Genomic DNA, 25,923 nt, shown 5'->3' with positions numbered 1-25,923 from the left:
TTTTCCCGGCATTGTTGTGCGGGCCTTTTGTGGGGGCCGTGTGTACAGCGGCTGTCGACAAGAAGTGACAGGCTGCGGCCCCTTACGCACCGGGCGACCGCGCTCTACTCTGATCACTGCTCGGTAGTTACTCGCCAGTTAAACAACAGCCGCCAACAGCCAGCCGCGCCCAGTCTCGCCGCGCTGCCGCGGGCCCCCGGAGGACGTCGTGAGCGACACACAGACCCTGATCGAGAACCGCCCGCCGTCCGTGGCGGCCCTCTTCCTGGAGCGCGTGGCGGCCACGCCCGATACCGAGGCCTATCGCTACCCGGTGCCATCGGCCTCCGGTGAGGGCCCCGACGAGTGGAAGTCGCTGAGCTGGGCGCAGGCCTCGACGCGGGTCTACGCCATCGCGGCCGGCCTGATCGAGCTCGGCGTGCGGCCGGAGGAGCGCGTCGCGCTCGCCTCCTCCACGCGGGTCGAGTGGATCCTGTCCGACCTCGGCATCCTGTGCGCGGGCGCCGCGACGACCACCGTGTACCCGCAGACCAACGCCGAGGAGTCGGCGTTCATCCTCGCGGACTCGGACAGCAAGGTCCTGATCGCCGAGGACGCGGCGCAGCTGGCCAAGGCCCGCGAGCGCCGGGCCGAGCTGCCCGACCTCGCCCATGTCGTCGTCATCGACGAGGCCGGGGTCGAGCCGGACGCCGCGGACCCCGAGGGCTGGCTGCTCACGCTCGCCGACCTGGAGAAGCGGGGCGCCGCGTACCTGGAGAAGAACCCGCACCTGATCAAGGAGAAGGTCGGCGCGATCACCGCGGACCAGCTCGCGACGCTGATCTACACCTCCGGCACCACCGGCCGGCCCAAGGGTGTGCGGCTCCCGCAGGACAACTGGTCGTACATGGCGAAGGCCATCGCCGCGACCGGCCTGGTCGGCCCGGACGACGTGCAGTACCTGTGGCTGCCCCTCGCGCACGTCTTCGGCAAGGTCCTCACCTCCGGCCAGATCGAGGTCGGACACGTCACCGCCGTCGACGGCCGTGTCGACAAGATCATCGAGAATCTGCCGATCGTGCAGCCGACGTACATGGCGGCCGTCCCGCGCATCTTCGAGAAGGTCTACAACGGGGTCGCGGCCAAGGCGCGGGCCGGCGGCGGCGCCAAGTACAAGATCTTCCAGTGGGCCGCCGAGGTCGCCCGCGAGTACGCGAAGGCCAGCCAGGACAACTTCCGCAGGACCGGTTCGGCCTCGGTGCCGTTCGCGCTCGGTGCCAAGCACAAGGTCGCCGACGCGCTCGTGTACTCCAAGCTGCGCGAGGCGTTCGGCGGCCGGCTGCGCGCCTGTGTCTCCGGCTCCGCCGCGCTCGCTCCCGAGATCGGCTACTTCTTCGCCGGCGCGGGCGTGCACATCCTGGAGGGCTACGGCCTCACGGAGACCTCCGCCGCGTCCTTCGTCAACCCCGGCGAGGCGTACCGCACCGGCACGGTCGGCAAGCCGCTGCCCGGCACGGAGGTACGGATCGCGGACGACGGCGAGATCCTGCTGCGCGGCCCCGGCGTCATGGAGGGCTACCACGGGCTGCCCGAGAAGACGACCGAGGTCCTCGAGTCCGACGGCTGGTTCCACACCGGCGACATCGGTGAGCTGTCGCCCGACGGCTACCTCAAGATCACCGACCGCAAGAAGGACCTCATCAAGACCTCGGGCGGCAAGTACATCGCGCCCGCCGAGGTCGAGGGCCAGTTCAAGGCCGTGTGCCCGTACGTCTCGAACATCCTGGTGCACGGCGCCGACCGGAACTTCTGCACGGCGCTCATCGCCCTGGACGAGCCGTCGATCCTGGAGTGGGCCAAGGACAACGGCCTGGGGGGCAGGTCGTACGCCGATGTGGTCGCCGCCCCCGCCACGGTCGAACTGGTCGAGGGCTACGTCAAGGAGCTCAACCTGGGCCTCCAGAAGTGGCAGACCATCAAGAAGTTCAAGCTCCTGCCGCGCGACCTCGACATCGAGCACGGCGAGCTCACCCCGAGCCTGAAGCTGAAGCGGCCGGTCGTCGAGCGCGAATACGGGCACCTGATCGACGAGATGTACGCGGGCTCACGCGAGAAGTGACGCCCCGCGTCACCTCTTGAAGGATGCGTCGCGGTCGGGCACTACGGTGTCCGGCCGCGACGCATCGCGCGTTACAGCTCCTGCGTCGTTCATCGTTTCCGGCGCTCCCAAGGGCCGAAGGGCGTGGTGAGGCAGTCGGACGGTGGCGCCGATGCGGCCCGGATCGTGAACACGCGTAGCACTGTTCTCGCTCATGGTGGCCCACTTCGGTAACTCGGTGCTTATGGGCGGGGCCGGTCTGTCACTCTGTCCGTGTCGCCTGAGGCGTCTTTGCCCGAACCTGCTCAGGAGCCGCACCGTGGGGTCCATTCCGCTGCAACGGGAGATCACCTACGCCACCGACGAGCCCTCCCGTCGCCCGGGAGCACCGGCCGTCGTGCGGACCTCGTTGCCCGGAAACCCGCTGGCCCCGGCCGCGGCGCGGCGCTTCGTACGGGCCTCGCTCGCCGACTGGGCGGAGCTCGGCCTGACCGCGACGGCGGCCGGCGGCGACCGGCTCACCGATGACGCCGTGGTCGTACTCAGCGAACTCGTCACGAACGCCGTCGTACACGCCGGTACCAACGTCGAGCTGCTGTGCCGCCTCGAAACCGTCCACCCCGACGACCAGGACGGCGGGTGCGCGCCCGCCGCCCTCGTCATCGAGGTCTCCGACCACCACCCCGCGCGCGCCGTCCGCAGCGACCGCACCGACCTGGGCCCCGACACTCCCGAGTGCGGGCGCGGCCTGCGCCTCGTGGCCTCCCTCTCCGACGCCTGGGGCATCACCTACCAGCCCGGCACCAAGACCGTCTGGGCCCGCCTCCCCGTCGACGACGCCGACCCGCGCGGCGGCGACCCCGAGGCGTTCCTCGGTGCAAGAACCTTTCAGCGCGGGCTGCGCGCCGCCGAACTGCCGGCTCTCGCGCCGCGCCGCTTCCCGGCCGACCAGGACTGGGTCAACCGCGGCGCCCTCTCCTTCCTTGCCGAGGCCTCCGACCTGCTCGCCGGACAGCTCGACGAGGACCAGGTCGCCTCGCTCGCCGGACAGATGCTCGTGCCGCGCCTCGCCGACTGGTGCGCGGTCTGGCTCGACGACGAGGACGGCAGGCCGGACCGGGGGACCGCCGACCGCGCGGGCCGCGGCACCGGCGCCCTCGCCACGCCCCGCCTCGCCCGCGTCTGGCACACCAGCGAGAACCGTATGGAGGAGCTCCGCAAGATCCTGGAGAAGGACCCGCCGCAGCCCACCGACGCGGCGCGCAGCGCGGCCGTCCCCGTGCCGTGGCCCTTCGAGTCCCTCGGCGGTGACCCGGCCGGCGCCGCGCTCGCCTACCGCCTCAGCGCGGGCGGCCGCGCCGTCGGCACCCTGCTCATCGGACGGGCGGGCCTGACCCGCTTCCCGGACGAGGTCACCGGCCTCGTCGAGGACTTCGCCCGCCGGGTCGCCCTCGCCGTCAGCGCCGCCCGCCGCTACACCCGGCAGGCCACCATCAGCCGCATCCTCCAGCGCGGCCTGCTGCCCTCCGCCGTCGCGCAGATCCCCGGCATCGAGTCCGCGCTCGTCTACGAGCCGCGGGACGCGGGCGGCCCCGGCGGCGACTTCTACGACGTGTTCCCCGCCGGTGACGGCCGCTGGTGCTTCGCGCTCGGCGACGTGCAGGGAAAGGGCCCGGAGGCGGCCGTCGTCATCGGCCTCGCCCGGCCCTGGCTGCGGCTGCTCGCCCGCGAGGGGTACCAGGTCGCCGAGGTCCTCGACCGGCTCAACCGGCTCCTCCTCGACGACGCCACGGAGGCGGCCGACGCGGCGGCCCGCGCGCTCGCCGCCGCGGGCGGCCAGGGCCTCACCCCCGAGGGCGCACCCCGCTTCCTCTCCCTGCTCTACGGGGAGCTGGTGCCCACCGAGGACGGGATGCGCTGCACCCTGGCCAGTGCCGGACACCCGCTGCCGCTCCTGCTGCGGCCGGACGGCCTGGTCGAGTCCGCCGCCGAGCCCCAGGTGCTCCTCGGGGTCGTCGACGACCCCGACTACACCAGCGAGAGCCTCGTACTCCACCACGGCGACACCCTGCTGTGCGTCACGGACGGGGTGACGGAGCGCCGGGACGGACACCGCCAGTTCGACGACGGCGACGGCCTCTCCCACGCCCTCGCCGGCTGCACGGGCCTCACGGCGCCGCTGCTCGCCGAGCGGATCAGACGCCTGGTCCACGAGTTCTCCGAAAGCCCGCCGGACGACGACCTCGCACTCCTGGTCCTCCAGGCCTGCTGAGCCGTACGGGCCCCCGATACGCCTTTGGGCCCCTGGCCCCCGGACCCCCTGAGCCGCGGCCGGCGGGGCGACCTCTCGGCTGCGGGACAATAGGGCCATGCCTTCCGCACTTCCTGACGGTGAGCCCGTCCCCGACGACGGCGCGCTGCCCGCCTCCGCCCTGGCCGGGGCGGCGGACCGGCCCCTCGGGTTCTATCTGCACGTCCCGTACTGCGCCACGCGCTGCGGCTACTGCGACTTCAACACGTACACCGCGACCGAGCTGCGCGGCTCCGGCGGTGTGCTCGCCTCCCGCGACAACTACGCGGACACCCTCGTCGACGAGGTGCGCCTCGCCCGCAAGGTCCTCGGTGACGACCCGCGCCGGGTGCGGACCGTCTTCGTCGGCGGCGGCACCCCGACGCTGCTCGCGGCCGAGGACCTCGTACGGATGCTCGGGGCGATCCGTGACGAGTTCGGGCTCGCGCCCGACGCCGAGGTGACGACGGAGGCCAACCCCGAGTCGGTCGGCCCCGCCTACCTTCAGACCCTGCGCGAAGGCGGCTTCAACCGGATCTCCTTCGGCATGCAGAGCGCCAAGCAGCACGTGCTGAAGATCCTCGACCGCACCCACACCCCCGGCCGCCCCGAGGCCTGCGTCGCCGAGGCGCGCGCCGCGGGCTTCGACCACGTCAACCTCGACCTGATCTACGGCACCCCCGGCGAGAGCGACGACGACTGGCGGGCCTCGCTGGAGGCGGCGATCGGCGCCGGGCCAGACCACGTGTCGGCGTACGCACTGATCGTCGAGGAGGGCACGCAGCTCGCCCGGCGCATCCGCCGCGGCGAGGTCCCGATGACGGACGACGACGTCCACGCGGACCGCTACCTGATCGCCGACGAGGTCCTCGGCGGGGCGGGCTTCGACTGGTACGAGGTGTCGAACTGGGCCACCACCGACGCCGGCCGCTGCCTGCACAACGAGCTGTACTGGCGCGGCGCCGACTGGTGGGGCGCCGGCCCCGGAGCGCACAGCCACGTCGGCGGGGTGCGCTGGTGGAACGTGAAGCACCCGGGCGCCTACGCCGGACGCCTCGCGGAGGGGCGCTCGCCCGGCGCGGGGCGCGAACTCCTGACGGACGAGGACCGGCGCGTCGAGCGGATCCTGCTGGAGCTGCGGCTCCTGGAGGGCTGCCCGCTGTCGCTCCTCAAGCCCACGGGCCGCGCCGCCGCCGGCCGCGCCCTGTCCGACGGCCTGCTCGAAGCGGCCCCGTACGAGTCCGGGCGCGCCGTCCTCACGCTGCGCGGCCGCCTCCTCGCCGACGCGGTCGTCCGCGACCTGGTCGACTGAGGAGGGCCCCGAGCATCCCTAGCTCAGGTCCGCGGGCAGTGTCACGAAATCGATCAACTCCTCGACCCTGCCCAGGAGTTCGGGCTCCAGATCGCGGTAGCTGTGCACCCGCGACAGGATGTGCTGCCAGGCCGCGCCGGTGTTCTCCGGCCAGCCGAGCGCCCGGCACACGCCCGTCTTCCAGTCCTGGCCGCGCGGCACCCGGGGCCACGCCCGGATGCCCACGGACGAGGGCTTCACGGCCTCCCACACGTCGATGTAGGGGTGGCCGACGACCAGCGCGTGCTCGCCGGTGACCTGCGCCGCGATCCGTGACTCCTTCGAGCCGGGCACCAGGTGGTCGACGAGGACGCCGAGCCGCGCGTCGGGCCCCGGAGCGAATTCGGCGACGATCGCGGGCAGGTCGTCGACGCCCTCCAGGTACTCCACGACCACGCCCTCGATGCGCAGGTCGTCGCCCCAGACCCGCTCCACCAGCTCCGCGTCGTGCCGGCCCTCCACGTAGATGCGCCCGGCCCGCGCGACCCGCGCCCGCGCCCCGGGGACCGCGACCGACCCGGAGGCCGTGCGCGCAGGACGAACGGGCGCTGCGGCCGCGGGACGTACGAGGGTGACGACCCGGCCTTCGAGCAGGAAGCCGCGCGGTTCCATGGGGAACACCCGGTGCTTGCCGAAGCGGTCCTCCAGGGTCACCGTCGGGCCCTGGGCCGTCTTCTCGCAGCGGACGACCGCCCCGCAGAACCCGGTCGTGACCTCCTCGACCACGAGGTCCACGTCCGCCGCCACCTCGGGCGCGGCCTGCTGCTTCTTCCACGGCGGGGTGAAGTCGGGGGAGTACTGGCGCATGGACCAGACGATAGGAGTACGAACTGCCGTGCGGTTACGACACGCCGAAACGAGCCGCCAACGCGGCACGTTGCGCACGGACAAACTCCGCATTCACCACGGCTCCGTGCCCAGGGACGTACACGGCATCTTCACCGCCCAGTTCCAGCAGCCGGTCGAGAGCGGCGGGCCAGCGGCTCGGCACCGCGTCGCGGCCCGCCTGCGGTTCGCCCGACTCCTCGACCAGGTCACCGCAGAAGACGATCTCGGGCGTGCCCGGCACCAGGACGGCCAGGTCGTGCCCGCTGTGCCCCGGACCCACGTTCGCGAGCAGCACCTGGAGCCCGCCGCCCAGATCGAGCGTCCACTCCCCGCACACCCGGTGGTGCGGCACGACGAGCACGTCCACCGCCTCGGCCGCCTCGTCGTACGGCACGCCGTGGGCGACCGCGGAGGCCCGCAGCTCGTCGCGGCCCCGCGTGAACACGGCGTCGATGCCCGCGGCTCCGTACACCTCGACCCCGGCGAAGGCCGCCGTGCCGAGAACATGGTCGAAATGGGGGTGCGTCAGAGCGATATGCGTCACGCGCGAGTGCGGGCCGATGAGGCGCCGGGTGTCGGCCCGCAGCGCCGCACCCTCACGAAGTGATGACCCCGTGTCGATCAGCAACGCCGCCCCGTCGCCCACCACAAGGCCCGTCGTGCAGTCCCAGCCCGGCAGCCGGATCCGGCCCGTCCGGGCGGACAGCTCCTCCCAGCCCACCGCATTCCAGTCCAGGTCGTCCATGGGTCCGACGCTAGCGCCCTTGCCGGGCCCGTACCCACCGGCCGTACACTGACCCGGAGACTATTGGCACTCGGCCGCACCGAGTGCCAGCCGCGGACGACACAGCTGGAGGTGTGCGCGAATGCTCAGTGAACGCAGGCTCGAAGTGCTGCGCGCCATCGTCCAGGACTACGTGGGGACCGAGGAGCCGGTCGGCTCCAAGGCGCTCACCGAGCGGCACAGCCTCGGCGTGTCACCGGCGACGGTGCGCAACGACATGGCGGCGCTGGAGGAGGAGGGGTTCATCGCCCAGCCTCACACGAGCGCCGGGCGGATCCCGACCGACAAGGGCTACCGCCTGTTCGTGGACAAGCTGACGGCGGTCAAGCCGATGACGGGGCCCGAGCGCCGCGCCATCCAGAACTTCCTCGACGGCGCCGTCGACCTCGACGACGTCGTCGGCCGGACCGTGCGGCTGCTCGCGCAGCTGACGCGGCAGGTCGCCGTGGTGCAGTACCCGTCCCTGACGCGGTCCACCGTGCGCCACGTGGAGCTGCTCTCGCTCGCCGCCGCCCGTGTGATGCTCGTACTGATCACGGACACGGGGCGCGTCGAGCAGCGGATGATCGACTGCCCGGCGCCGTTCGGCGAGACCTCGCTCGCGGATCTGCGGGCCCGGCTCAACAGCAGGGTCGCGGGACGCCGCTTCGCGGACGTGCCGCAGCTGGTGCAGGACCTGCCGGAGTCCTTCGACGCGGAGGACCGGGGCACGGTCGCGACGGTGCTCTCCACATTGCTGGAGACGCTCGTCGAGGAGACCGAGGAGCGGCTGATGATCGGCGGCACCGCCAATCTCACCCGCTTCGGACATGACTTTCCCCTCACCATCCGGCCCGTCCTCGAGGCCCTCGAGGAGCAGGTCGTGCTCCTCAAGCTCCTTGGTGAGGTAAACGATTCGGGCATGGCCGTACGGATCGGTCACGAGAACGCCCATGAGGGACTCAGCTCCACCTCCGTGGTCTCGGTCGGCTACGGTTCGGGCAGCGAGGCAGTCGCCAAACTCGGCGTGGTCGGACCGACCCGCATGGATTACCCGGGAACGATGGGAGCAGTACGCGCAGTGGCACGTTACGTCGGACAGATCCTGGCGGAGTCGTAAGTGGCCACGGACTACTACGCCGTACTCGGCGTGCGCCGCGACGCCTCCCAGGACGAGATCAAGAAGGCCTTCCGCAGGCTGGCCCGTGAGCTTCACCCGGATGTGAATCCGGACCCGAAGACACAGGAGCGGTTCAAGGAGATCAACGCCGCCTACGAGGTGTTGTCGGACCCGCAGAAGAAGCAGGTCTACGACCTCGGCGGCGACCCCCTCTCGCAGGCGGGCGGAGGCGGGGCCGGTGGCTTCGGCGCCGGTGGCTTCGGGAACTTCTCCGACATCATGGACGCGTTCTTCGGAACGGCGTCCCAGCGTGGTCCCCGGTCGCGCACGCGCCGCGGCCAGGACGCCATGATCCGGCTCGAGATCGAGCTGGACGAGGCCGCCTTCGGGACCACCAAGGACATCCAGGTCGACACGGCCATCGTCTGTACGACCTGCAGCGGTGAGGGTGCCGCGCCGGGTACGTCCGCGCAGACCTGTGACATGTGCCGCGGTCGCGGCGAGGTGTCCCAGGTCACGCGGTCCTTCCTCGGCCAGGTCATGACGTCGCGGCCGTGTCCGCAGTGCCAGGGCTTCGGCACCGTCGTGCCGACGCCGTGCCCGGAGTGCGCCGGTGACGGCCGCATCCGCTCGCGGCGCACGCTCACGGTGAAGATCCCGGCCGGTGTCGACAACGGCACGCGGATCCAGCTCGCGGGTGAGGGCGAGGTCGGCCCCGGCGGCGGCCCCGCCGGTGACCTGTACGTCGAGATCCACGAGCTGCCGCACACCGTCTTCCAGCGGCGCGGCGACGACCTGCACTGCACCGTCACCATCCCGATGACGGCCGCGGCGCTCGGCACGAAGGTGCCGCTGGAGACGCTCGACGGCCTGGAGGAGATCGACATCCGGCCGGGCACGCAGTCCGGCCAGTCGGTCCCGCTGCACGGGCGGGGCATCACGCACCTGCGCGGCGGCGGCCGCGGCGACCTCATCGTGCACGTCGAGGTCCTGACGCCGACCAAGCTGGACCCGGAGCAGGAGCGGGTGCTGCGCGAGCTGTCGAAGCTGCGCGGCGAGGAACGGCCCACGGGGCAGTTCCAGCCGGGGCAGCAGGGGTTGTTCTCGCGGTTGAAGGATGCCTTCAACGGCCGCTAGGCGGATTGCATTCAACGGCCGGCAGGCGGATTCGGACTTGTCCGGGGGACGTGGCACGATGCGGTCATGTCCCCCACGCTGACCGATCTCTGTCACTATCCGATCGTGCAGGCACCCATGGCGGGCGGTGCCTCCTGTCCGCAGCTCGCCGCCGCCGTCTCGGAGGCCGGCGGGCTCGGATTCCTCGCCGCCGGGTACAAGACCGCCGACGGGATGTACCAGGAGATCAAGCAGGTACGGGGGCTGACCAACCAGCCGTTCGGCGTCAATCTCTTCATGCCGCAGCCCGAGTACGCGGACCCCGCGGCCGTCGCCGTCTACGGCAACCAGCTCGCCGGTGAGGCCGCCTGGTACGAGACGAAGCTCGGCGACCCTGACAGCGGCCGCGACGACGGCTTCGACGCGAAGCTCGCGATCCTCCTCGACGACCCGGTACCGGTCGTCACCTTCACGTTCGGCTGCCCGAGCCGCGACGTCCTCGACTCCCTCGCCCGCGTCGGCACCTTCACCGCCGTCACCGTGACCACCCCGGAGGAGGCCCAGGCCGCCCAGCGGGCCGGCGCCGACGCGGTGTGCGTCCAGGGCATCGAGGCGGGCGGCCACCAGGGCACCCACCGGGACAACCCGGAGGCCGACGGCTCCGGCATCGGACTCATCGCGCTGATCGCCCAGGTCCGCGAGGCCGTGCAGATCCCGATCATCGCCACCGGCGGCCTCATGCGCGGCGGGCAGCTCGCCGCCGTGCTCGCCGCGGGCGCCGACGCCGGACAGTTCGGCACGGCCTTCCTGGTCTGCCCCGAGTCCGGCGCCAACATCCTGCACAAGCAGGCCATGACCAACCCGCTGTTCGTGCGGACCGAGCTGACCCGGGCCTTCTCCGGGCGCCCGGCGCGCGGCCTCGTGAACCGGTTCATGCACGAGCACGGCCCGTACGCCCCCGCCGCCTACCCCGAGATCCACCACATGACGTCGACGCTGCGCAAGGCCGCCGCCAAGGCGGGGGACCCGCAGGGGATGGCGCTGTGGGCCGGGCAGGGCCACCGGCTCGCCCGTGAGCTGCCCGCCGGCCAGCTCGTCGAGGTGCTCGCGGCGGAACTCGCGCAGGCGAAGGACGCGTTGGGCGCGCGGGGTGCCGCATGACGGCGCCGGTGTTCGTCGTCGACGAGGTGCCCGGAGCCGGAACGTTCGTGCTCGACGGGCCCGAGGGACGGCACGCGGTCTCCGTGAAGCGGCTGCGCGCCGGTGAGGACGTCGTCCTGACCGACGGGCGCGGGCGCTGGACCGAGGCGGTCGTGGCGGCCGCCGAGGGCAAGGACCGGCTCGTCGTCACCGCGGGCCCCGCCCAGGAGGAGCCCGCGCAGGCGCCCAGGATCACCGTCGTCCAGGCCCTGCCCAAGGGCGACCGGGGCGAACTCGCCGTCGAGACCATGACGGAGACCGGTGTCGACGCGGTCGTGCCGTGGCAGGCCGCCCGCTGCATCACGCAGTGGAAGGGCGACCGCGGGGCCAAGGCGCTCGCCAAGTGGCGGGCCACCGCGCGCGAGGCGGGCAAGCAGTCGCGCCGGGTGCGCTTCCCGGACGTCGCGGACGCCGCGACGACCAAGCAGGTCGCGGCACTGCTCGCCGGGGCGGACTTCGCGGCCGTGCTCCACGAGGACCGCGACTGCGACAGCGGCGCCCTCGCCACCGCCGAGCTGCCCACGGCCGGGGACATCGTCCTCGTGGTCGGCCCGGAGGGCGGCGTCTCGCCCGACGAGCTCGCCGCGTTCGCCGAGGCGGGCGCGCGCCCGTACCGGCTCGGGCGTAGCGTCTTGCGTACGTCGACCGCGGGGACCGCCGCGACGGCGCTGCTCCTCGGCCGCACCGGCCGCTGGTCCTGATCAGACCCCCAGGGGGACGCGTGGAACTCGCCCAGGTCAGACTCCTCGTCACGGACTTCCGTGCCTGTTACCACTTCTACGCGGACGTGCTCGGCCTCAAGCCGCAGTCGGGCGCGCAGGACGGCCCGTACGAGAAGTTCAGCCTCACGGCGGGCTCCGCGGGCATCGGGCTCGAGGACCGGGCGATGATGTCGCAGATCATCGGCGATCTGAGTGACGCCCCGGACGGGCACCGCTCCCTCGTCGTACTGAGGGTCGACGACCTGGACGAGTTCTGCGAGCAGATCGTCGCCCGCGGCGCCGAGATCCTCCACGGGCCCGCGCCGATGACCGACCGGATGCGGGTCGCCCACCTCAAGGACCCCGAGGACAACATCGTGGAGCTTCAGGAGTGGCTGCTGATGCGCGGCTGAACCCCCTCGCCGGCGGTGGCGTCGCGCGGCGGTCCGGGGCAAGTGACCAAACCCCCTGACCTGGCCGTGCGTGCGCGCCTAGGGTGATCAGGTGACACGGACAGCGCACTCTGGATATCTCCGGTTCCCGCATCTGCACGGCGAGTTGGCCGCCTTCACCGCCGAGGACGACGTCTGGGTCGCCCCCCTCGACGGCGGCCGCGCCTGGCGCGTCAGCGCCGACAACGTCCCCGTCAGCCACCCCCGGATCTCACCCGACGGCACCACCGTCGCCTGGACGTCCACCCGCGACGGCGCCCCCGAGGTGCACATCGCCCCGGTCGACGGCGGACCCTCGAAACGCCTTACGTACTGGGGCAGTTCGAGGACGACGGTGCGCGGCTGGACCCCCGACGGGCAGGTCCTCGCGCTCAGCACCCAGGGCCAGGCGTCTCTGCGCCGCAGCTGGGCGAGGGCTGTGCCCCTCGACGGCGGACCCGCCACCACGCTGCCGTACGGGCCCGTGGGCGACGTCGTGACCGGGCCCGGCGGGCAGGTCGTCCTGCTGTCCGCGCCGATGGGCCGCGAGGCCGCCTGGTGGAAGCGCTACCGGGGCGGCACGGCCGGGAAGCTGTGGATCGACCGGGCGGGCGACGGCGAGTTCGTCCGCCTCCATGACGAGCTCGACGGGAACATCGAGTGCCCGATGTGGGTCGGCATTGGGGCCTCCCCTGCTCGAGCGGAGCCGAGAGCTCGGGGAAGGGTCGCCTTCCTGTCCGACCATGAAGGCGTCGGCGCCCTGTACTCGTCCCTCGCAGACGGCAGTTCACTGCGCCGGCACACCCCCCTGGACAGCTTCTACGCCCGGCACGCGTCGAGCGACGGCACCCGCGTCGTGTACGCGTCGGCCGGTGAGCTGTGGATCGTGGACTCCCTCGAATCCGCGGCGGGCGCGGAGGATGCCGCGCCACGCCGCCTCGACATCCGCCTCGGCGGGCAGCGCGTCGACCTCCAGCCCCACCCCGTCAGCGCCGCCCGCTGGTTCGGCGCCGCGGCACCCGACCACACCGCACGCGGCAGCGCCGTCTCGGTGCGCGGCGCCGTCCACTGGGTCACCCACCGCTCCGGGCCCGCCCGCGCGCTGGCCGCCGAACCCGGCGTACGGGCCCGCCTCCCGCGCACCTTCCGCGTCGAGGGCGAGGAACACGTGGTGTGGGTGACGGACGCCGAGGGCGACGACGCCCTGGAGTTCGCGCCCGCCACCGGCGTCGCGCCCGGCGCCACCCCGCGCAGGCTCGCCGCCGGTCAGCTGGGCCGCGTACTCAACCTCACGATGGCGCCCGACGGCAGCCGGGCCGCCGTCGCCTCGCACGACGGGCGCGTGCTGCTCGTCGAGCGCGAGAGCGGCGAGGTCAGGGAGGTCGACCGCAGCGAGGACGGCGACGTGAGCGGCCTCGTCTTCTCGCCGGACTCGGCGTGGCTCGCCTGGTCGCACCCAGGTCCCTCGCCGCTGCGCCACCTCAAGCTCGCCAACACCGCCGACCTGTCGGTGACGGAGGCGACGCCGCTGCGGTTCCGGGACTACGCGCCCGCGTTCACCCTCGACGGCAAACACCTCGCGTTCCTCTCCGCGCGCTCCTTCGACCCGGTCTACGACGAGCACGTCTTCGACCTTGCGTTCGTCGGGGGCTCGCGGCCCCACCTGATCACGCTCGCCGCGACCACGCCGTCCCCGTTCGGTCCCCAGCGGCACGGCCGGCCCTTCGAGACGCCGGACAGCCCCGCCGCCGAGACCCCCGACAGCGAAGGCACCCCCACCACCCGTATCGACCTCGAAGGGCTCGCCGACCGCATCGTCGCGTTCCCCGTCGAGGCCGCCCGCTACACGACCCTGCGGGCCGCCAAGGACGGCGTCCTGTGGCTGCGGCACCCGGTCCAGGGCGTACTCGGCGCGTCCCGGGCCACCCCCGACGACCCCGACCCCAAGACCGAACTCGAACGCTACGACCTCGCACAGCAGCGCATCGAGCACCTCGCCTCCGACGCCGACCACCTGGCCGTCAGCGGTGACGGCAAGCGCGTCCTGCTGTGGACCGACGGCAAGCTCAAGGTCGTCCCCAGCGACCGGCGCGCCTCCTCCGACGACGACAGCGACACCAACATCACGGTCGACCTGAGCCGGGTCCGCCAGGACGTCGACCCCGTCGCCGAGTGGCGGCAGATGTACGACGAGGCCGGCCGCCTCATGCGGGACAACTTCTGGCGCGCGGACATGGACGGCGTCGACTGGGACGGCGTCCTGGCGCGCTACCGGCCCGTCCTCGACCGCGTCGCCACCCACGACGACCTCGTCGACCTCCTGTGGGAGGTCCAGGGCGAACTCGGCACCTCCCACGCCTACGTCACGCCGGGCGGCTCCTGGAGCGGCGGCGACCGGCGCCAGGGCCTCCTCGGCGCGGACATCTCCCGCCACGAGGACGGCAGTTGGCGCATCGACCGCGTCCTGCCCACCGAGACGTCCGACCCGCGCGCGCACGCGCCGCTCGCCGCGCCCGGGGTCGCCGTGCGCGCGGGTGACGCGATCGTCGCGGTGGCCGGACGCCCCGTCGACCCGGTCACCGGTCCGGGACCGCTCCTCGTCGGGACAGCCGGCAAGCCGGTCGAGCTGACCGTCTCCCCGGCCGGCGGCGGCGACCCGCGCCACGCGGTCGTCGTCCCCGTCGCCGACGAGGAGCCGCTGCGCTACCACGCCTGGGTCGTCGACCGGCGCGCCTACGTCCACGAGCAGTCGGGCGGCCGCCTCGGCTATCTCCACGTGCCCGACATGCAGGCGCCCGGCTGGGCCCAGATCCACCGGGACCTGCGGGTCGAGGTGGCGCGCGACGGGCTCATCGTCGACGTGCGCGAGAACCGCGGCGGCCACACCTCGCAGCTCGTCGTCGAGAAGCTGGCCCGCCGGGTCGTCGGCTGGGACCTGCCGCGCGGCTCCCGCCCCTTCAGCTACCCGGCGGACGCGCCGCGCGGCCCGGTGGTGGCCGTCGCCAACGAGTTCTCCGGCTCCGACGGCGACATCGTCAACGCGGCGATCAAGGCGCTCGGCATCGGCCCCGTGGTCGGCGTACGCACCTGGGGCGGCGTCATCGGCATCGACAGCCGCTACCGGCTCGTCGACGGGACGCTGGTGACCCAGCCGAAGTACGCGACCTGGCTCGACGGCTACGAGTGGGGGCTGGAGAACCACGGCGTCGACCCCGACGTCGAAGTCGTCGCCGCCCCGCAGGACTACGCCGCCGGGCGCGACCCGCAGCTCGACGAGGCCGTGCGCATCGCGCTGGCGGCGCTCGCGGAGAACCCGGCGCGGACGGCCCCCGAACTCCCGGAACCGCGCGTACGGGAGTGAGGCTGCGCGCGTAAGGCCGCGGGCGGGCGCAAGGCTGCGCGCACAAGCCTGTCGCAGGAGCCAGGCGTCGCGGGCGGCGGCGGGCCGGATAGCATTCCGGCGTAGTGACCGGACGGTATGAGGAGACGTGATCGTGGCCGGAGAGCCGCAGGCCGACTGCCTGTTCTGCAAGATCGTCGCGGGCGAGGTCCCGGCCACGCTGGTACGGGAGACCGAGACCACCGTCGCCTTCCGGGACATCAACCCGCAGGCGCCGACCCACGTCCTCGTCATCCCGCGCGTCCACCACCCCGACGCCGCGGCCCTCGCCGCCGCCGAGCCGCAGATCACCGCCGACATACTGCGTGAGACGGGCGAGGTCGCCGCCGAGGAGAAGCTCGACAGCTACCGCGTCGTGTTCAACACCGGCAGCGGCGCGGGCCAGACCGTCTTCCACGCCCACGCCCATGTCCTCGGGGGCCGCGGCCTCCAGTGGCCCCCCGGCTAGCGGGCGCCGGACAACGCGCCGTGTCCGTACGGGAATTGGTGGTGCTCGGCACCGCGAGCCAGGTGCCCACAAGGCACCGCAACCACAACGGCTACCTGCTGCGCTGGGACGGCGAGGGCATCCTCTTCGATCCCGGCGAGGGCACGCAGCGGCAGATGCTCCGGGCCGGCGTCGCCGCGCACGACCTCAACCGGCTGTGCGTCACCCACTTCCACGGCGACCACTCCCTCGGCCTCGCCGGGGTCATCCAGCGCATCAACCTGGACCGGGTGCCGCACTCCGTCACGGCGCACTACCCGCGCTCCGGGCAGCGCTTCTTCGACCGGCTGCGGTACGCCACGGCGTACCGCGAGAGCGTCGCGCTCGCCGAGGAGCCGGTGTCCGGCGGGGGCGGCGTCCTCGCCGAGACGCCGTCGTACACGCTGGACGCGCGCCGCCTCTCCCACCCCGTCGAGTCCTACGGCTACCGCCTCGTGGAGCCCGACGGGCGGCGCATGCTGCCGGAACTCCTCGCCGAACACGGCATCTCAGGGCCCGACGTGGGGCTCCTCCAGCGCGACGGGTCCCTGCGCGGCGTCACCCTCGACGACGTGAGCGAGGTGCGGCGCGGCCAGCGGTTCGCGTTCGTCATGGACACCCGGCTCTGCGACGGGGTGCACGAACTCGCCGACGGGTGCGACATGCTCGTCATCGAGTCGACGTTCCTCGACGGGGACCACCAACTGGCCTCCGATCACGGCCACTTGACCGCCGGACAGGCCGCGCGCGTCGCGGCCGAGGGCGGGGTGCGGCACCTCGTGCTCACCCACTTCAGCCAGCGCTACTCCGACCCCGCCGAATTCGAGCGCCAGGCCCGCGCCGCCGGCTTCACCGGGGAGCTCACCGTGGCACGCGACCTCGACCGCGTACAGGTACCCAAACGCAGTTAATCCCGGGCGTACCATGCTCTGATGTCCCTCGCTTCGCTCCCCAAAGCCGAACTCCACCTGCACATCGAAGGCACCCTCGAACCCGAGCTCGCCTTCGAACTCGCGGCCCGCAACGGCGTCGACCTGCCCTTCGCCGACACCGAGGCCCTCCGCAAGGCCTACCTCTTCGAAGACCTGCAGTCCTTCCTCGACCTGTACTACGGCCTGATGGCCGTCCTGCGCACCGAGGAGGACTTCGAGCAGCTCGCCGACGCCTACCTCGCGCGCGCCGCCGCGCAGGGCGTGCGGCACGCCGAGATCTTCTTCGACCCGCAGGCCCACACCGCGCGCGGCGTGCCGATCGGGACCGTCGTCGAAGGCCTGAACGCCGCCCTGGCGAAGAGCGTGGAGCGCCACGGCGTCTCCACCCGGCTCATCATGTGCTTCCTGCGCGACCAGTCCGCCGAGTCGGCGATGCAGACCCTGGAGTCCGCGAAGCCCTACCTCGACCGGATCGTCGGTGTCGGCCTCGACTCCGCCGAGGTCGGCAACCCCGCGTCCAAGTTCCGCGAGGTGTACGAGGCCGCGGGCGCGCTCGGGCTGCGCAAGGTCGCCCACGCGGGTGAGGAGGGCGACCCCTCGTACGTATGGGAAGCGCTCGACGTGCTCGGCGTCGAACGCATCGACCACGGGCTCCGCTGCGTCGAGGACCCGGCGCTCGTCGAGCGGCTCGTGCGGGACCGGGTGCCCCTGACGCTGTGTCCGCTCTCGAACGTGCGACTGCGCGCCATCGACGTACTGGAAGACCACCCGCTGCCGCAGATGATGGACGCCGGTCTGCTCTGCACGGTGAACTCCGACGACCCGTCCTACTTCGGCGGGTACGTCGCAGACACCTTCCACGCCGTCCACGAGGCGCTCGCGCTCGACCACGAGCGGCTGCGCGAGCTCGCCCGCAACTCGTTCGTCGCGTCGTTCCTCGACGACGACGAGGAGCTGCGCGCGCGCTACCTCGCCGAGGTCGACGCGTTCGCGTTCGACGACTGACCGAACGCCGCCGAACCGCCCCGCGGTCCCGCCGTGGAGAACTCCTCCTGCGTCGGGGCCGGTTGGGGCGTGCTCACGGTGATCTCCACGACCGCCTGCTCCGGCGCGCCCATCTGCGGGACCGCGCCCGCCGGGGCGCCCGTCACGCCGGCCACCAGAGCGGCGGGTGCGCCGCCCCTCCTGCGGACCGTGCCGGGCCGCAGCAGCGGGCTGCCGCCCGTGTGCAGTGCCACCGCCGTGAGCGGCAGCGCCAGGACGAGCAGTGCCACGGCGAGCGTCGTGCCCATCGCCGGATAGCCCGCCGTCTGCGACAGGACGCTGCCGGTGAGCGGCCCGCAGGCCGTGCCGAGCGACGCCGCCGAGCCGACGAGGACCGCCCACCGGCCGCGCGGGTCCAGGGACGCGGCCAGGCCGATCAAATACGACAGGACCACCGGGTACAACGTGTTCCACGCGATCTCACCGGTCGCGAACGAGGCGAGGCCGTCCGCGCGGGCGCTCACCACGATGCAGCCCGCGATCAGTGCCGTGCCCGCGCCGATCGGGAGCGCGCGCCCGAGCCGGGACCCGAGCGCTCCCGCGCCGAGCACGCCAACGAGCGCCGTGCCGAGCGCGATCGCGAAGACCGCGCCGACGGTGATCTCCGTCAGACCCGCCTGGTCCGTGCCGATGCGGCTGCTGACGCCCCACAGGGAGTTCTGCGCCATGGACCAGCAGAGCATCGCGGCGGCCAGGACGAGGCCCGAGCGGCGGAAGGGGAGCGGGCCGGCGGTCGTGGGCTGCCCGGCCGGGGTGCGGAGCCCGGCGGTGCCGCTCTCCAGGCCCGCGGTCGCCGGCCACGTCGCCAGCGCCGTCAGCGCGATCGCCGCGAACGGGAGCGCGTGCCCCGTGCCCAGGTGCGGCATCGTCAGATACAGCGCACCCGCCAGCGCCGAGACGCTGAGCAGGCCCAGCGTCGACGCCCTGTGCGGGTCGCGCTGCGCGGCGATTCCCGTCGCGGCGACCGTCGTGGCCGTGCCCGAGCCGAAGCCTCCGGCCATCGCGCCGGCGACCACCAGCGGCACGAAGGACGTCGCCGCCGCCGCGCCGAATCCCAGCGCCGCGAGCAGCAGGCCCGCTCTCGCGAGGGTGCGGGGGCCCAGGCGGTCCACACGGCCGGCGAAGGTGAAGCCCGCCGCGGCCGAACTCATCAGCAGCGCACTGCCGATGAGGCCCGCCTGCGCCGGGGGGAGATGGAGGCTGTCACCGAGGCGGCCCACGACGGTGGGCAGCAGATACGGGGCCAGATAACCGGCCGTGAAGAGGGCGACAAGGGGCCGGGGAGTGCGGCGGGACACGGGCGTTCCAAAGCGTGGCGGTGTACGGGGATCAGGGCATGCGGAATTACGGGGTTGCCTGAACAGGCAAGGGGATTGGGGGGTGCGCCGGGGCTCGCGATACGAGGGGGCGCGGCCAATTTGTATCAAGCGCGGGGAGGGTGAAAACAGCTGGGACTATGTGATCTGGGCCACGTTCCGTTTGGAGAGTGGGAGTGGGGGTAGCCGAAGGCGTTTTTCCAGGGGATCGGGCCCTGGCTGCGGCCCCGGATCGAGGGCGGCGCCTCCCGTCCCGTACGCCGTGCTACGCGCGTTGCCCGTGGGGTATCAGGCAGACTGTGCGGACCCTCACGACTCTGGGGAGCCCACCGTGAACTCCAACGACCCGGCGCATGTGGACCCGCTCGCCCGGCTGCGCACCCCCGACGATCCGCTCTGCGACGTCTATCTGACGGGGACCGTCTTCCTCGACATCATCTTCACGGGGCTGGACAGCGCCCCTGTGCGGGGGACCGAGTCCTGGGCGCGCGGCATGGGGTCCAGCCCCGGCGGTGTCGCCAACATGGCCACCGCCCTGGCGCGGCTCGGACTGCGGACGTCGCTGGCCGCCGCCTTCGGGGACGACCACTACGGCGAATACTGCTGGGACAGCCTGGAGCAGGGCGAGGGCATCGACCTGACGTCGTCGCGGACCGTCGCCGGCTGGCACTCGCCCGTCACCGTCTCCATGGCCTACGAGGGCGAGCGGACCATGGTCAGCCACGGCCACGAGCCGCCGCCGGAGGAGCCCGCCCCCCACTGCCCCCCGCGGGCGAGCGCCGCCGTCGCGTCACTGGCCCCCGGAACGAGCGAGCCCTGGATCGCCACGGCCGCCGGCCGCGGGACACGGATCTTCGGCGACGTGGGATGGGACGACACGGGCCGCTGGGACCTGAGCTCCCTCGACGACCTGTCGCTCTGCGAGGCCTTCCTGCCGAACGCTGAGGAGGCCATGCGCTACACCCGTACGTCGTGCCCCCGGGCCGCCGCGCACGCACTTGCCGAACACGTGCCGCTGGCCGTGGTCACCCTGGGTGCTGAGGGCGCCTACGCCGTGGACTCCCGCAGCGGGGAGACCGCCTCCGTACCCGCCATCGAGGTCGCCGCCCTCGACCCCACCGGGGCCGGTGACGTCTTCGTCGCCGGGTTCGTGACCGGGACGCTCGCGGGGTGGCCCCTGGCCGACCGCCTCGCCTTCGCCGGGCTCACCGCCGCGCTGTCCGTGCAGGAGTTCGGCGGCTCGCTGTCCGCGCCCGGCTGGTCGGAGGTGGCCGCCTGGTGGCGCCACGTGCAGGCGTACGACGACCAGGAGCCCGCGGCCCTGCGCCGGTACGCCTTCCTGGAGACGCTGCTGCCCGAGGTGAGCCGGCCGTGGCCCCTGCGACGGGCGGTGCCGACCATCGGCTTCGGGCGGGGCGTCTAGCGAGAGGCCCCAGGGCCTGCCCCAGGCCCGCGGAAAAGGCCTACGGCGTTGTCGGTGCACCGTCGTACCCTGGGCAGTGCAAGGCTGTCGACGCGGGCGAGAGCCCCCGCACGAGGAGGATGAGCAGGCCTTCAGTGCCGGCCCATGACTCAGACACCCACCGCTCAGGCGCGAGCGCATTTCACGGTCCCGGCGAACCACCCCATGGTGACCGTCCTCGGATCCGGCGACGCGCTCCTTCGCGTGATCGAGAAGGCCTTCCCGGCGGCCGATATTCATGTCCGGGGCAATGAGATCAGCGCCGCGGGCGACGCGAAGGAAGTCGCCCTCATCCAGCGCGTGTTCGACGAGATGATGCTGGTGCTCCGCACCGGACAGCCGATGACGGAGGACGCAGTGGAACGCTCGATCGCCATGCTCAAGGCGAGCGAGAACGGGGAGGGTGACGGCCAGGAGACCCCGGCCGAGGTTCTCACTCAGAACATTCTCTCGTCGCGGGGCCGGACCATCCGTCCGAAGACCCTCAACCAGAAGCGCTACGTCGACGCCATCGACAAGCACACCATCGTCTTCGGCATCGGCCCCGCCGGTACGGGCAAGACCTATCTCGCGATGGCCAAGGCCGTGCAGGCCCTGCAGTCCAAGCAGGTCAACCGCATCATCCTGACGCGGCCGGCCGTGGAGGCGGGGGAGCGGCTCGGATTCCTGCCGGGCACGCTCTACGAGAAGATCGACCCGTATCTGCGCCCCCTGTACGACGCGCTGCACGACATGCTCGACCCGGACTCGATCCCGCGACTCATGGCGGCGGGGACGATCGAGGTGGCGCCGCTGGCGTACATGCGAGGCCGCACCCTGAACGACGCCTTCATCATCCTCGACGAGGCCCAGAACACCAGCGCCGAGCAGATGAAGATGTTCCTCACCCGCCTCGGCTTCGACTCGAAGATCGTGGTCACGGGTGACGTGACGCAGGTCGACCTGCCGAGCGGCACGAAGAGCGGTCTGCGGCAGGTCCAGGACATCCTGGAGGGCCTCGACGACGTCCACTTCTCGCGGCTCACGTCCCAGGATGTCGTCCGGCACAAGCTCGTCGGCCGTATCGTCGACGCGTACGAGAAGTACGACAGCCAGCACGGCACCGAGAACGGCTCGCACCAGGGCCGCGGCAGAGGGAAGTAGCAAGCACCGCATGTCGATCGACGTCAACAACGAGTCCGGAACCGAGGTCGACGAGCAGGCGATCCTCGACATCGCCCGCTACGCGCTCGCGCGGATGCGCATCCACCCGCTCTCCGAGCTCTCGGTGATCGTCGTGGACGCCGACGCCATGGAGCAGCTGCACGTGCAGTGGATGGACCTGCCGGGGCCCACGGATGTCATGTCGTTCCCGATGGACGAGCTGCGGCCGCCGTCGAAGGACGACGAGGAGCCCCCGCAGGGCCTGCTCGGCGACATCGTGCTGTGCCCGGAGGTGGCGAAGAAGCAGGGCGAGGACGCCGACACGCAGCACTCCATGGACGAGGAGCTCCAGCTGCTCACCGTGCACGGGGTGCTGCACCTGCTCGGTTATGACCACGAGGAGCCCGACGAGAAGGCCGAGATGTTCGGGCTTCAGGCGGCCATCGTGGACGGGTGGCGGGGTGACAAGGGCCTGACCGGTCCGTCCCCCGCGCCCACCGTGTCATGAGTCTTTCGCTCGTCGCGGGCGCCGTCGCCCTCGTCGTGGTCGCCTGGCTGGCGGCCTGCGCCGAGGCCGGCATCGCCCGCACCTCCAGCTTCCGCGCCGAGGAGGCCGTCCGGTCCGGCCGCCGCGGCAGCGACCGGCTCGCCCAGGTGGCCGCCGACCCGACGCGCTATCTCAACGTCGCCCTGCTGGTCAGGGTCGCCTGCGAGATGGCCGCCGCCGCGCTGGTCACGTACGCCTGTCTCCAGGAGTTCGACGCGACCTGGGAGGCGCTGGCCGTCGCCATCGGCGTGATGGTCCTCGTCTCGTACGTGGCGGTCGGCGTCTCGCCCCGGACCATCGGGCGCCAGCACCCCCTCAACACGGCCACGGCCGCCGCGTACGTGCTGCTGCCGCTGGCCCGGATCATGGGGCCCATTCCGCCGCTGCTCATCCTCATCGGCAACGCCATGACCCCCGGAAAGGGGTTCCGGCGTGGGCCCTTCGCCTCCGAGGCCGAGCTGCGCGCCATGGTCGACCTCGCCGAGAAGGAGTCCCTCATCGAGGACGAGGAGCGCCGCATGGTACACTCCGTCTTCGAGCTGGGCGACACCCTGGTCCGCGAAGTCATGGTCCCCCGCACCGACTTGGTCGCCATCGAGCGGTACAAGACCATCCGGCAGGCGCTCACGCTGGCGCTGCGGTCCGGGTTCTCCCGGATCCCGGTCACCGGCGAGAACGAGGACGACGTCGTCGGCATCGTGTACCTGAAGGACCTCGCCCGCAAGACGCACATCAGCCGGGACGCCGAGAGCGAGCTCGTCTCGACAGCGATGCGGCCCGCCACGTTCGTCCCCGACACGAAGAACGCGGGTGACCTGCTGCGCGAGATGCAGCAGCTGCGCAACCACGTGGCCGTCGTGATCGACGAGTACGGCGGCACCGCCGGCATCGTCACCATCGAGGACATCCTCGAGGAGATCGTCGGCGAGATCACCGACGAGTACGACCGTGAACTCCCGCCCGTGCAGGACCTCGGCGACGAACGCTTCCGCGTGACCGCCCGCCTCGACATCGGCGACCTCGGCGAGCTGTACGGCATCGAGGAGTACGACGACGAGGACGTGGAGACCGTCGGCGGGCTGCTCGCCAAGGCGCTCGGCCGGGTGCCGATCGCGGCGGCCTCGTCCGTCGTCCAACTGCCCGACGGGCGCGAGCTGCGGCTGACCGCCGAGACCGCCGCCGGCCGGCGCAACAAGATCGTGACCGTGCTCGTGGAGCCGGTGGGCGAAGAGGAGAAGTGACGTCGTGACGCCGCAGGAGCTGCGCGCCTTGTGTCTGTCGTTCAACGCGGCCGTCGAGGAGTTCCCGTTCAACCCCGACACGTCCGTCTTCAAGGTCCTCGGCAAGCTCTTCGCCCTGACGAACCTGGACGCGCGGCCCCTCACCGTCAACCTCAAGTGCGACCCCGAGGACGCGGTGCGCCTGCGCGCCGACCACGACGCGATCGTGCCCGGCTGGCACATGAACAAGCGGCACTGGAACACCGTCACCGTCGCCGAGCTCCCGGACAAGATGGTCCGGGAGCTCGTGGAGGACTCGTACGACCTCGTGGTCGCCGGTCTGCCGAGGGCCGAGCGACTCAAGCTCGACCGCCCGTAGTCCACCGGCCCGCGAGCTGGGGCCGCGTACCCCGTTGCCGGGTGGGCGTGACGGCGTTCCTTATGCTCACCCCATGACTGAGAGCAACGACCTCACCCCCGAGGACCGCAAGATCGTCACGCTCGCGCGCAGCGCGCGGGCCCGCAACGGTGTGCCCGAGGGGGCCGCCGTACGGGACGAGACGGGGCGTACGTACGTGGCGGGGACCGTCGCGCTGGACTCCCTGAAGCTGTCCGCGCTGCGGACCGCTGTCGCGATGGCGGTGGCCTCGGGGGCCCAGTCGCTGGAGGCCGCCGCCGTCGTCTCCGGCGGTACGGAGGTCGCGGCGGAGGACCTGGCGGCGGTGCGGGATCTCGGCGGCGTGGGTACGCCGGTGTTCCTCGCCGGGCCCGACGGAGTGGTGCACGGGGCCGTGGCGGCGGGCTGAGACAGCCGGCCCTCAGGGCCGGCTCTACACCGCGTCCGGTCCCCGCTCGCCCGTCCGCACGCGGACGACCGTCTCCACCGGGACCGCCCACACCTTGCCGTCGCCGATCTTCCCGGTCTGTGCCGCGCTCACGATCGCGTCGATGACCGGGTCGAGGTCCGCGTCCTCGACGACGACCTCGATCCGGACCTTGGGGACGAGGTCGACCCGGTACTCGGCCCCCCGGTAGACCTCGGTGTGGCCGCGCTGGCGCCCGTACCCGCTGGCCTCCGTGACGGTCAGGCCCAGCACGCCGAGCTCCTGGAGCGCGGTCTTCACCTCGTCCAGGCGGAACGGCTTGATGATCGCGGTCACGAGCTTCATGCGGGGGGCTCCTTCGGCAGGGCGGGGTGGGCGGTGTGCGGGGCGGTGTGTCCGGCGTGGACGCCGTGATCGTAGGCGGTCTCCGCGTGCATCGTCTGGTCGAGACCCGTCAGCTCCTCGTCGGCGGAGGCCCGGAAGCCCATCGCCCGGTCGATCGCCCTGCCGATCCCGTACGTCACCAGGAACGTGTAAGCCGCCACGGTGAGCACGGCGACCGCCTGCCTGCCGAGCTGCCCGAACCCGCCCCCGTAGAGCAGGCCTTCCTTGGCGCCGGTCATCGTGGCCGTCGCGAACAGACCGATCAGCAGGGTGCCGACGACACCGCCGACGAAGTGCACACCGACGACGTCCAGCGAGTCGTCGTACTCGAAGCGGAACTTCCACGCGACGGCGTATGAGCAGAGGACGCCCGCCACCAGACCCACCACGCAGGCGCCCAGCACGCCGACCACGCCGCACGCCGGGGTGATCGCGACCAGACCGGCGACCGCGCCGGACGCCGCGCCGAACGTCGTCGGGTGACCGTCGCGCTTGTGCTCCACGAAGAGCCAGCCGAGCAGGCCGGTGCAGCCCGCGATCAGCGTGTTGAGGACGGATGCTGCGGCAAGTCCGTTCGCGGCGAGCGCCGAGCCGCCGTTGAAGCCGAGCCAGCCGAACCAGAGCAGGCCCGCGCCCATCATCACCATCGGCAGGTTGTGCGGGCGCATCGCGTCCTTCTTGAAGCCGAGGCGCGGGCCGAGGACCAGGCACAGGGCGAGGCCCGACGCCCCCGAGGCGATCTCGACCACGAGTCCGCCCGCGAAGTCGAGCCCGCCCAGCGAATGCGAGATCCAGCCGCCGGGGCCCCACACCCAGTGCGCCACGGGAACGTATACGAGCAGCGTCCACACCGGTACGAACACCAGCCAGGCCGCGAACTTCGTGCGGTCCGCGACCGCGCCGCTGATCAGCGCGGCCGTCAGGAACGCGAAGGTGAGCTGGAAGGTGGAGAACAGGAACGTGGGGACCGTGCCGGTCAGGCTGTGCGGGCTGATGCCCGCCATGCCCGCGTGCTCCAGACCGCCGATGAGGCCCGCGAACACGTCGTCGCCGAACGCGAGGGAGTAGCCGGCGACCAGCCAGACGACGGTGACCAGCGCGATCGACACGAACGACATCAGCAGCATGTTCAGGACGCTCTTCGTGCGGACCATGCCGCCGTAGAAGAGGGCCAGGCCCGGCGTCATCAGGAGGACGAGCGCGGTCGCGGCCAGCAGCCACGCGGTGTCGCCGGTGTCGAGGCCGGTGGCGGCGGCCAGCGGCGCGTTCTCGGTCTGCACGGGGGGTCTCCTCGGGCGTGGGGGGCGG

23 protein-coding genes are annotated in these 25,923 nt (G+C 72.3%); 18 read left to right on the top strand and 5 right to left on the bottom strand.

The window, feature by feature from the left end; all coding sequences use genetic code 11:
• Nucleotides 1-208 precede the first annotated feature (208 nt).
• The 3 genes from AC07EJ_RS17405 (at nucleotide 209) to hemW (ending at nucleotide 5,679) form a co-directional block, all read left to right on the top strand.
• Complete coding sequence (locus AC07EJ_RS17405; protein ID WP_389486120.1) at nucleotides 209-2,098, top strand: AMP-dependent synthetase/ligase; 1,890 nt, start codon at nucleotides 209-211, stop codon at nucleotides 2,096-2,098.
• A 298-nt stretch (nucleotides 2,099-2,396) separates the two neighbouring features.
• Nucleotides 2,397-4,349, top strand: a complete 1,953-nt coding sequence (locus tag AC07EJ_RS17400) for a SpoIIE family protein phosphatase (RefSeq protein WP_389486118.1) — start codon at nucleotides 2,397-2,399, stop codon at nucleotides 4,347-4,349.
• A gap of 97 nt (nucleotides 4,350-4,446) precedes the next feature.
• A complete protein-coding gene (gene hemW, locus AC07EJ_RS17395) occupies nucleotides 4,447-5,679 on the top strand; it encodes a radical SAM family heme chaperone HemW (protein WP_389486116.1) in 1,233 nt (410 codons plus the stop codon).
• An 18-nt stretch (nucleotides 5,680-5,697) separates the two neighbouring features.
• On the opposite strand, the gene AC07EJ_RS17390 is transcribed toward hemW, so the two are convergent.
• Together AC07EJ_RS17390 and AC07EJ_RS17385 are read right to left on the bottom strand one after the other, a co-directional pair.
• Nucleotides 5,698-6,525, bottom strand: coding sequence for a DUF3097 domain-containing protein (locus AC07EJ_RS17390; RefSeq protein WP_393586483.1), 828 nt, complete (start codon nucleotides 6,523-6,525; stop codon nucleotides 5,698-5,700).
• Between the two features lie 34 nt (nucleotides 6,526-6,559).
• Nucleotides 6,560-7,291: an MBL fold metallo-hydrolase gene (locus AC07EJ_RS17385; protein WP_389486112.1), complete on the bottom strand. Its 732-nt coding sequence runs from the start codon at nucleotides 7,289-7,291 to the stop codon at nucleotides 6,560-6,562.
• Between the two features lie 121 nt (nucleotides 7,292-7,412).
• On the opposite strand from AC07EJ_RS17385, the gene hrcA reads away from it, so the two are divergent.
• The 9 genes from hrcA (at nucleotide 7,413) to AC07EJ_RS17340 (ending at nucleotide 17,680) form a co-directional block, all read left to right on the top strand.
• Nucleotides 7,413-8,429, top strand: coding sequence for a heat-inducible transcriptional repressor HrcA (gene hrcA / locus AC07EJ_RS17380; protein WP_382999409.1), 1,017 nt, complete (start codon nucleotides 7,413-7,415; stop codon nucleotides 8,427-8,429).
• On the top strand, nucleotides 8,430-9,566 hold the full coding sequence (gene dnaJ, locus AC07EJ_RS17375; protein ID WP_389486110.1) for a molecular chaperone DnaJ: 1,137 nt from the start codon (nucleotides 8,430-8,432) through the stop codon (nucleotides 9,564-9,566).
• A gap of 66 nt (nucleotides 9,567-9,632) precedes the next feature.
• On the top strand, nucleotides 9,633-10,706 hold the full coding sequence (locus AC07EJ_RS17370; protein ID WP_389486108.1) for a nitronate monooxygenase: 1,074 nt from the start codon (nucleotides 9,633-9,635) through the stop codon (nucleotides 10,704-10,706).
• Nucleotides 10,703-11,446 (top strand): 16S rRNA (uracil(1498)-N(3))-methyltransferase, encoded by a 744-nt coding sequence (locus AC07EJ_RS17365; protein ID WP_389486106.1) that lies wholly within the window; start codon nucleotides 10,703-10,705, stop codon nucleotides 11,444-11,446. Before AC07EJ_RS17370 ends, AC07EJ_RS17365 begins: the two co-directional genes overlap by 4 nt.
• 20 nt (nucleotides 11,447-11,466) lie before the next feature.
• Nucleotides 11,467-11,859 carry a VOC family protein gene (locus AC07EJ_RS17360; RefSeq protein ID WP_389486104.1) on the top strand — a complete coding sequence of 131 codons (393 nt, stop codon included), beginning with the start codon at nucleotides 11,467-11,469 and terminating at the stop codon, nucleotides 11,857-11,859.
• Between the two features lie 91 nt (nucleotides 11,860-11,950).
• Nucleotides 11,951-15,238 carry a S41 family peptidase gene (locus tag AC07EJ_RS17355; RefSeq protein WP_389486101.1) on the top strand — a complete coding sequence of 1,096 codons (3,288 nt, stop codon included), beginning with the start codon at nucleotides 11,951-11,953 and terminating at the stop codon, nucleotides 15,236-15,238.
• 133 nt (nucleotides 15,239-15,371) lie between these two features.
• Nucleotides 15,372-15,725: a histidine triad nucleotide-binding protein gene (locus AC07EJ_RS17350; RefSeq protein ID WP_389486099.1), complete on the top strand. Its 354-nt coding sequence runs from the start codon at nucleotides 15,372-15,374 to the stop codon at nucleotides 15,723-15,725.
• 20 nt (nucleotides 15,726-15,745) lie between these two features.
• A complete protein-coding gene (locus AC07EJ_RS17345) occupies nucleotides 15,746-16,654 on the top strand; it encodes a ribonuclease Z (RefSeq protein WP_389486097.1) in 909 nt (302 codons plus the stop codon).
• A 21-nt stretch (nucleotides 16,655-16,675) separates the two neighbouring features.
• Nucleotides 16,676-17,680, top strand: a complete 1,005-nt coding sequence (locus AC07EJ_RS17340; RefSeq protein ID WP_393586474.1) for an adenosine deaminase — start codon at nucleotides 16,676-16,678, stop codon at nucleotides 17,678-17,680.
• Here the strand turns inward: AC07EJ_RS17340 and AC07EJ_RS17335 are convergent.
• Entirely contained in the window at nucleotides 17,641-19,017 is a 1,377-nt protein-coding gene (locus AC07EJ_RS17335) for an MFS transporter (protein ID WP_389486093.1), read from the bottom strand. The genes AC07EJ_RS17340 and AC07EJ_RS17335 overlap by 40 nt on opposite strands.
• Before the next feature lie 349 nt (nucleotides 19,018-19,366).
• Between AC07EJ_RS17335 and AC07EJ_RS17330 the strand changes: the two genes are divergently transcribed.
• From AC07EJ_RS17330 to AC07EJ_RS17305, 6 genes are all read left to right on the top strand, one after another.
• Entirely contained in the window at nucleotides 19,367-20,458 is a 1,092-nt protein-coding gene (locus AC07EJ_RS17330) for a carbohydrate kinase family protein (RefSeq protein ID WP_389486091.1), read from the top strand.
• Nucleotides 20,459-20,602: 144 nt separating this feature from the next.
• Complete coding sequence (locus AC07EJ_RS17325) at nucleotides 20,603-21,640, top strand: PhoH family protein (protein WP_389486089.1); 1,038 nt, start codon at nucleotides 20,603-20,605, stop codon at nucleotides 21,638-21,640.
• Nucleotides 21,641-21,650: 10 nt separating this feature from the next.
• Nucleotides 21,651-22,148: an rRNA maturation RNase YbeY gene (ybeY, locus tag AC07EJ_RS17320; protein ID WP_100594262.1), complete on the top strand. Its 498-nt coding sequence runs from the start codon at nucleotides 21,651-21,653 to the stop codon at nucleotides 22,146-22,148.
• Nucleotides 22,145-23,428, top strand: a complete 1,284-nt coding sequence (locus AC07EJ_RS17315; protein WP_478884464.1) for a hemolysin family protein — start codon at nucleotides 22,145-22,147, stop codon at nucleotides 23,426-23,428. The genes ybeY and AC07EJ_RS17315 overlap by 4 nt, the downstream gene beginning before the upstream one ends.
• Nucleotides 23,429-23,432: 4 nt before the next feature.
• Nucleotides 23,433-23,786, top strand: a complete 354-nt coding sequence (locus AC07EJ_RS17310) for an MmcQ/YjbR family DNA-binding protein (protein WP_393586469.1) — start codon at nucleotides 23,433-23,435, stop codon at nucleotides 23,784-23,786.
• Between the two features lie 73 nt (nucleotides 23,787-23,859).
• On the top strand, nucleotides 23,860-24,213 hold the full coding sequence (locus tag AC07EJ_RS17305) for a cytidine deaminase (protein WP_389486083.1): 354 nt from the start codon (nucleotides 23,860-23,862) through the stop codon (nucleotides 24,211-24,213).
• Between the two features lie 24 nt (nucleotides 24,214-24,237).
• Here the strand turns inward: AC07EJ_RS17305 and AC07EJ_RS17300 are convergent, their stop codons facing one another.
• Both AC07EJ_RS17300 and AC07EJ_RS17295 read right to left on the bottom strand, forming a co-directional pair.
• On the bottom strand, nucleotides 24,238-24,576 hold the full coding sequence (locus AC07EJ_RS17300) for a P-II family nitrogen regulator (protein ID WP_389486081.1): 339 nt from the start codon (nucleotides 24,574-24,576) through the stop codon (nucleotides 24,238-24,240).
• Nucleotides 24,573-25,895: an ammonium transporter gene (locus tag AC07EJ_RS17295; protein WP_389486079.1), complete on the bottom strand. Its 1,323-nt coding sequence runs from the start codon at nucleotides 25,893-25,895 to the stop codon at nucleotides 24,573-24,575. The genes AC07EJ_RS17300 and AC07EJ_RS17295 overlap by 4 nt, the downstream gene beginning before the upstream one ends.
• Nucleotides 25,896-25,923 lie beyond the last annotated feature (28 nt).

The sequence above is a fragment of the Streptomyces sp. NPDC045026 genome (genome assembly GCF_056432625.1).
The sequence above is the reverse complement of the archived record's forward strand: the minus strand, read 5'-3'. Positions and strand labels throughout refer to the sequence as shown.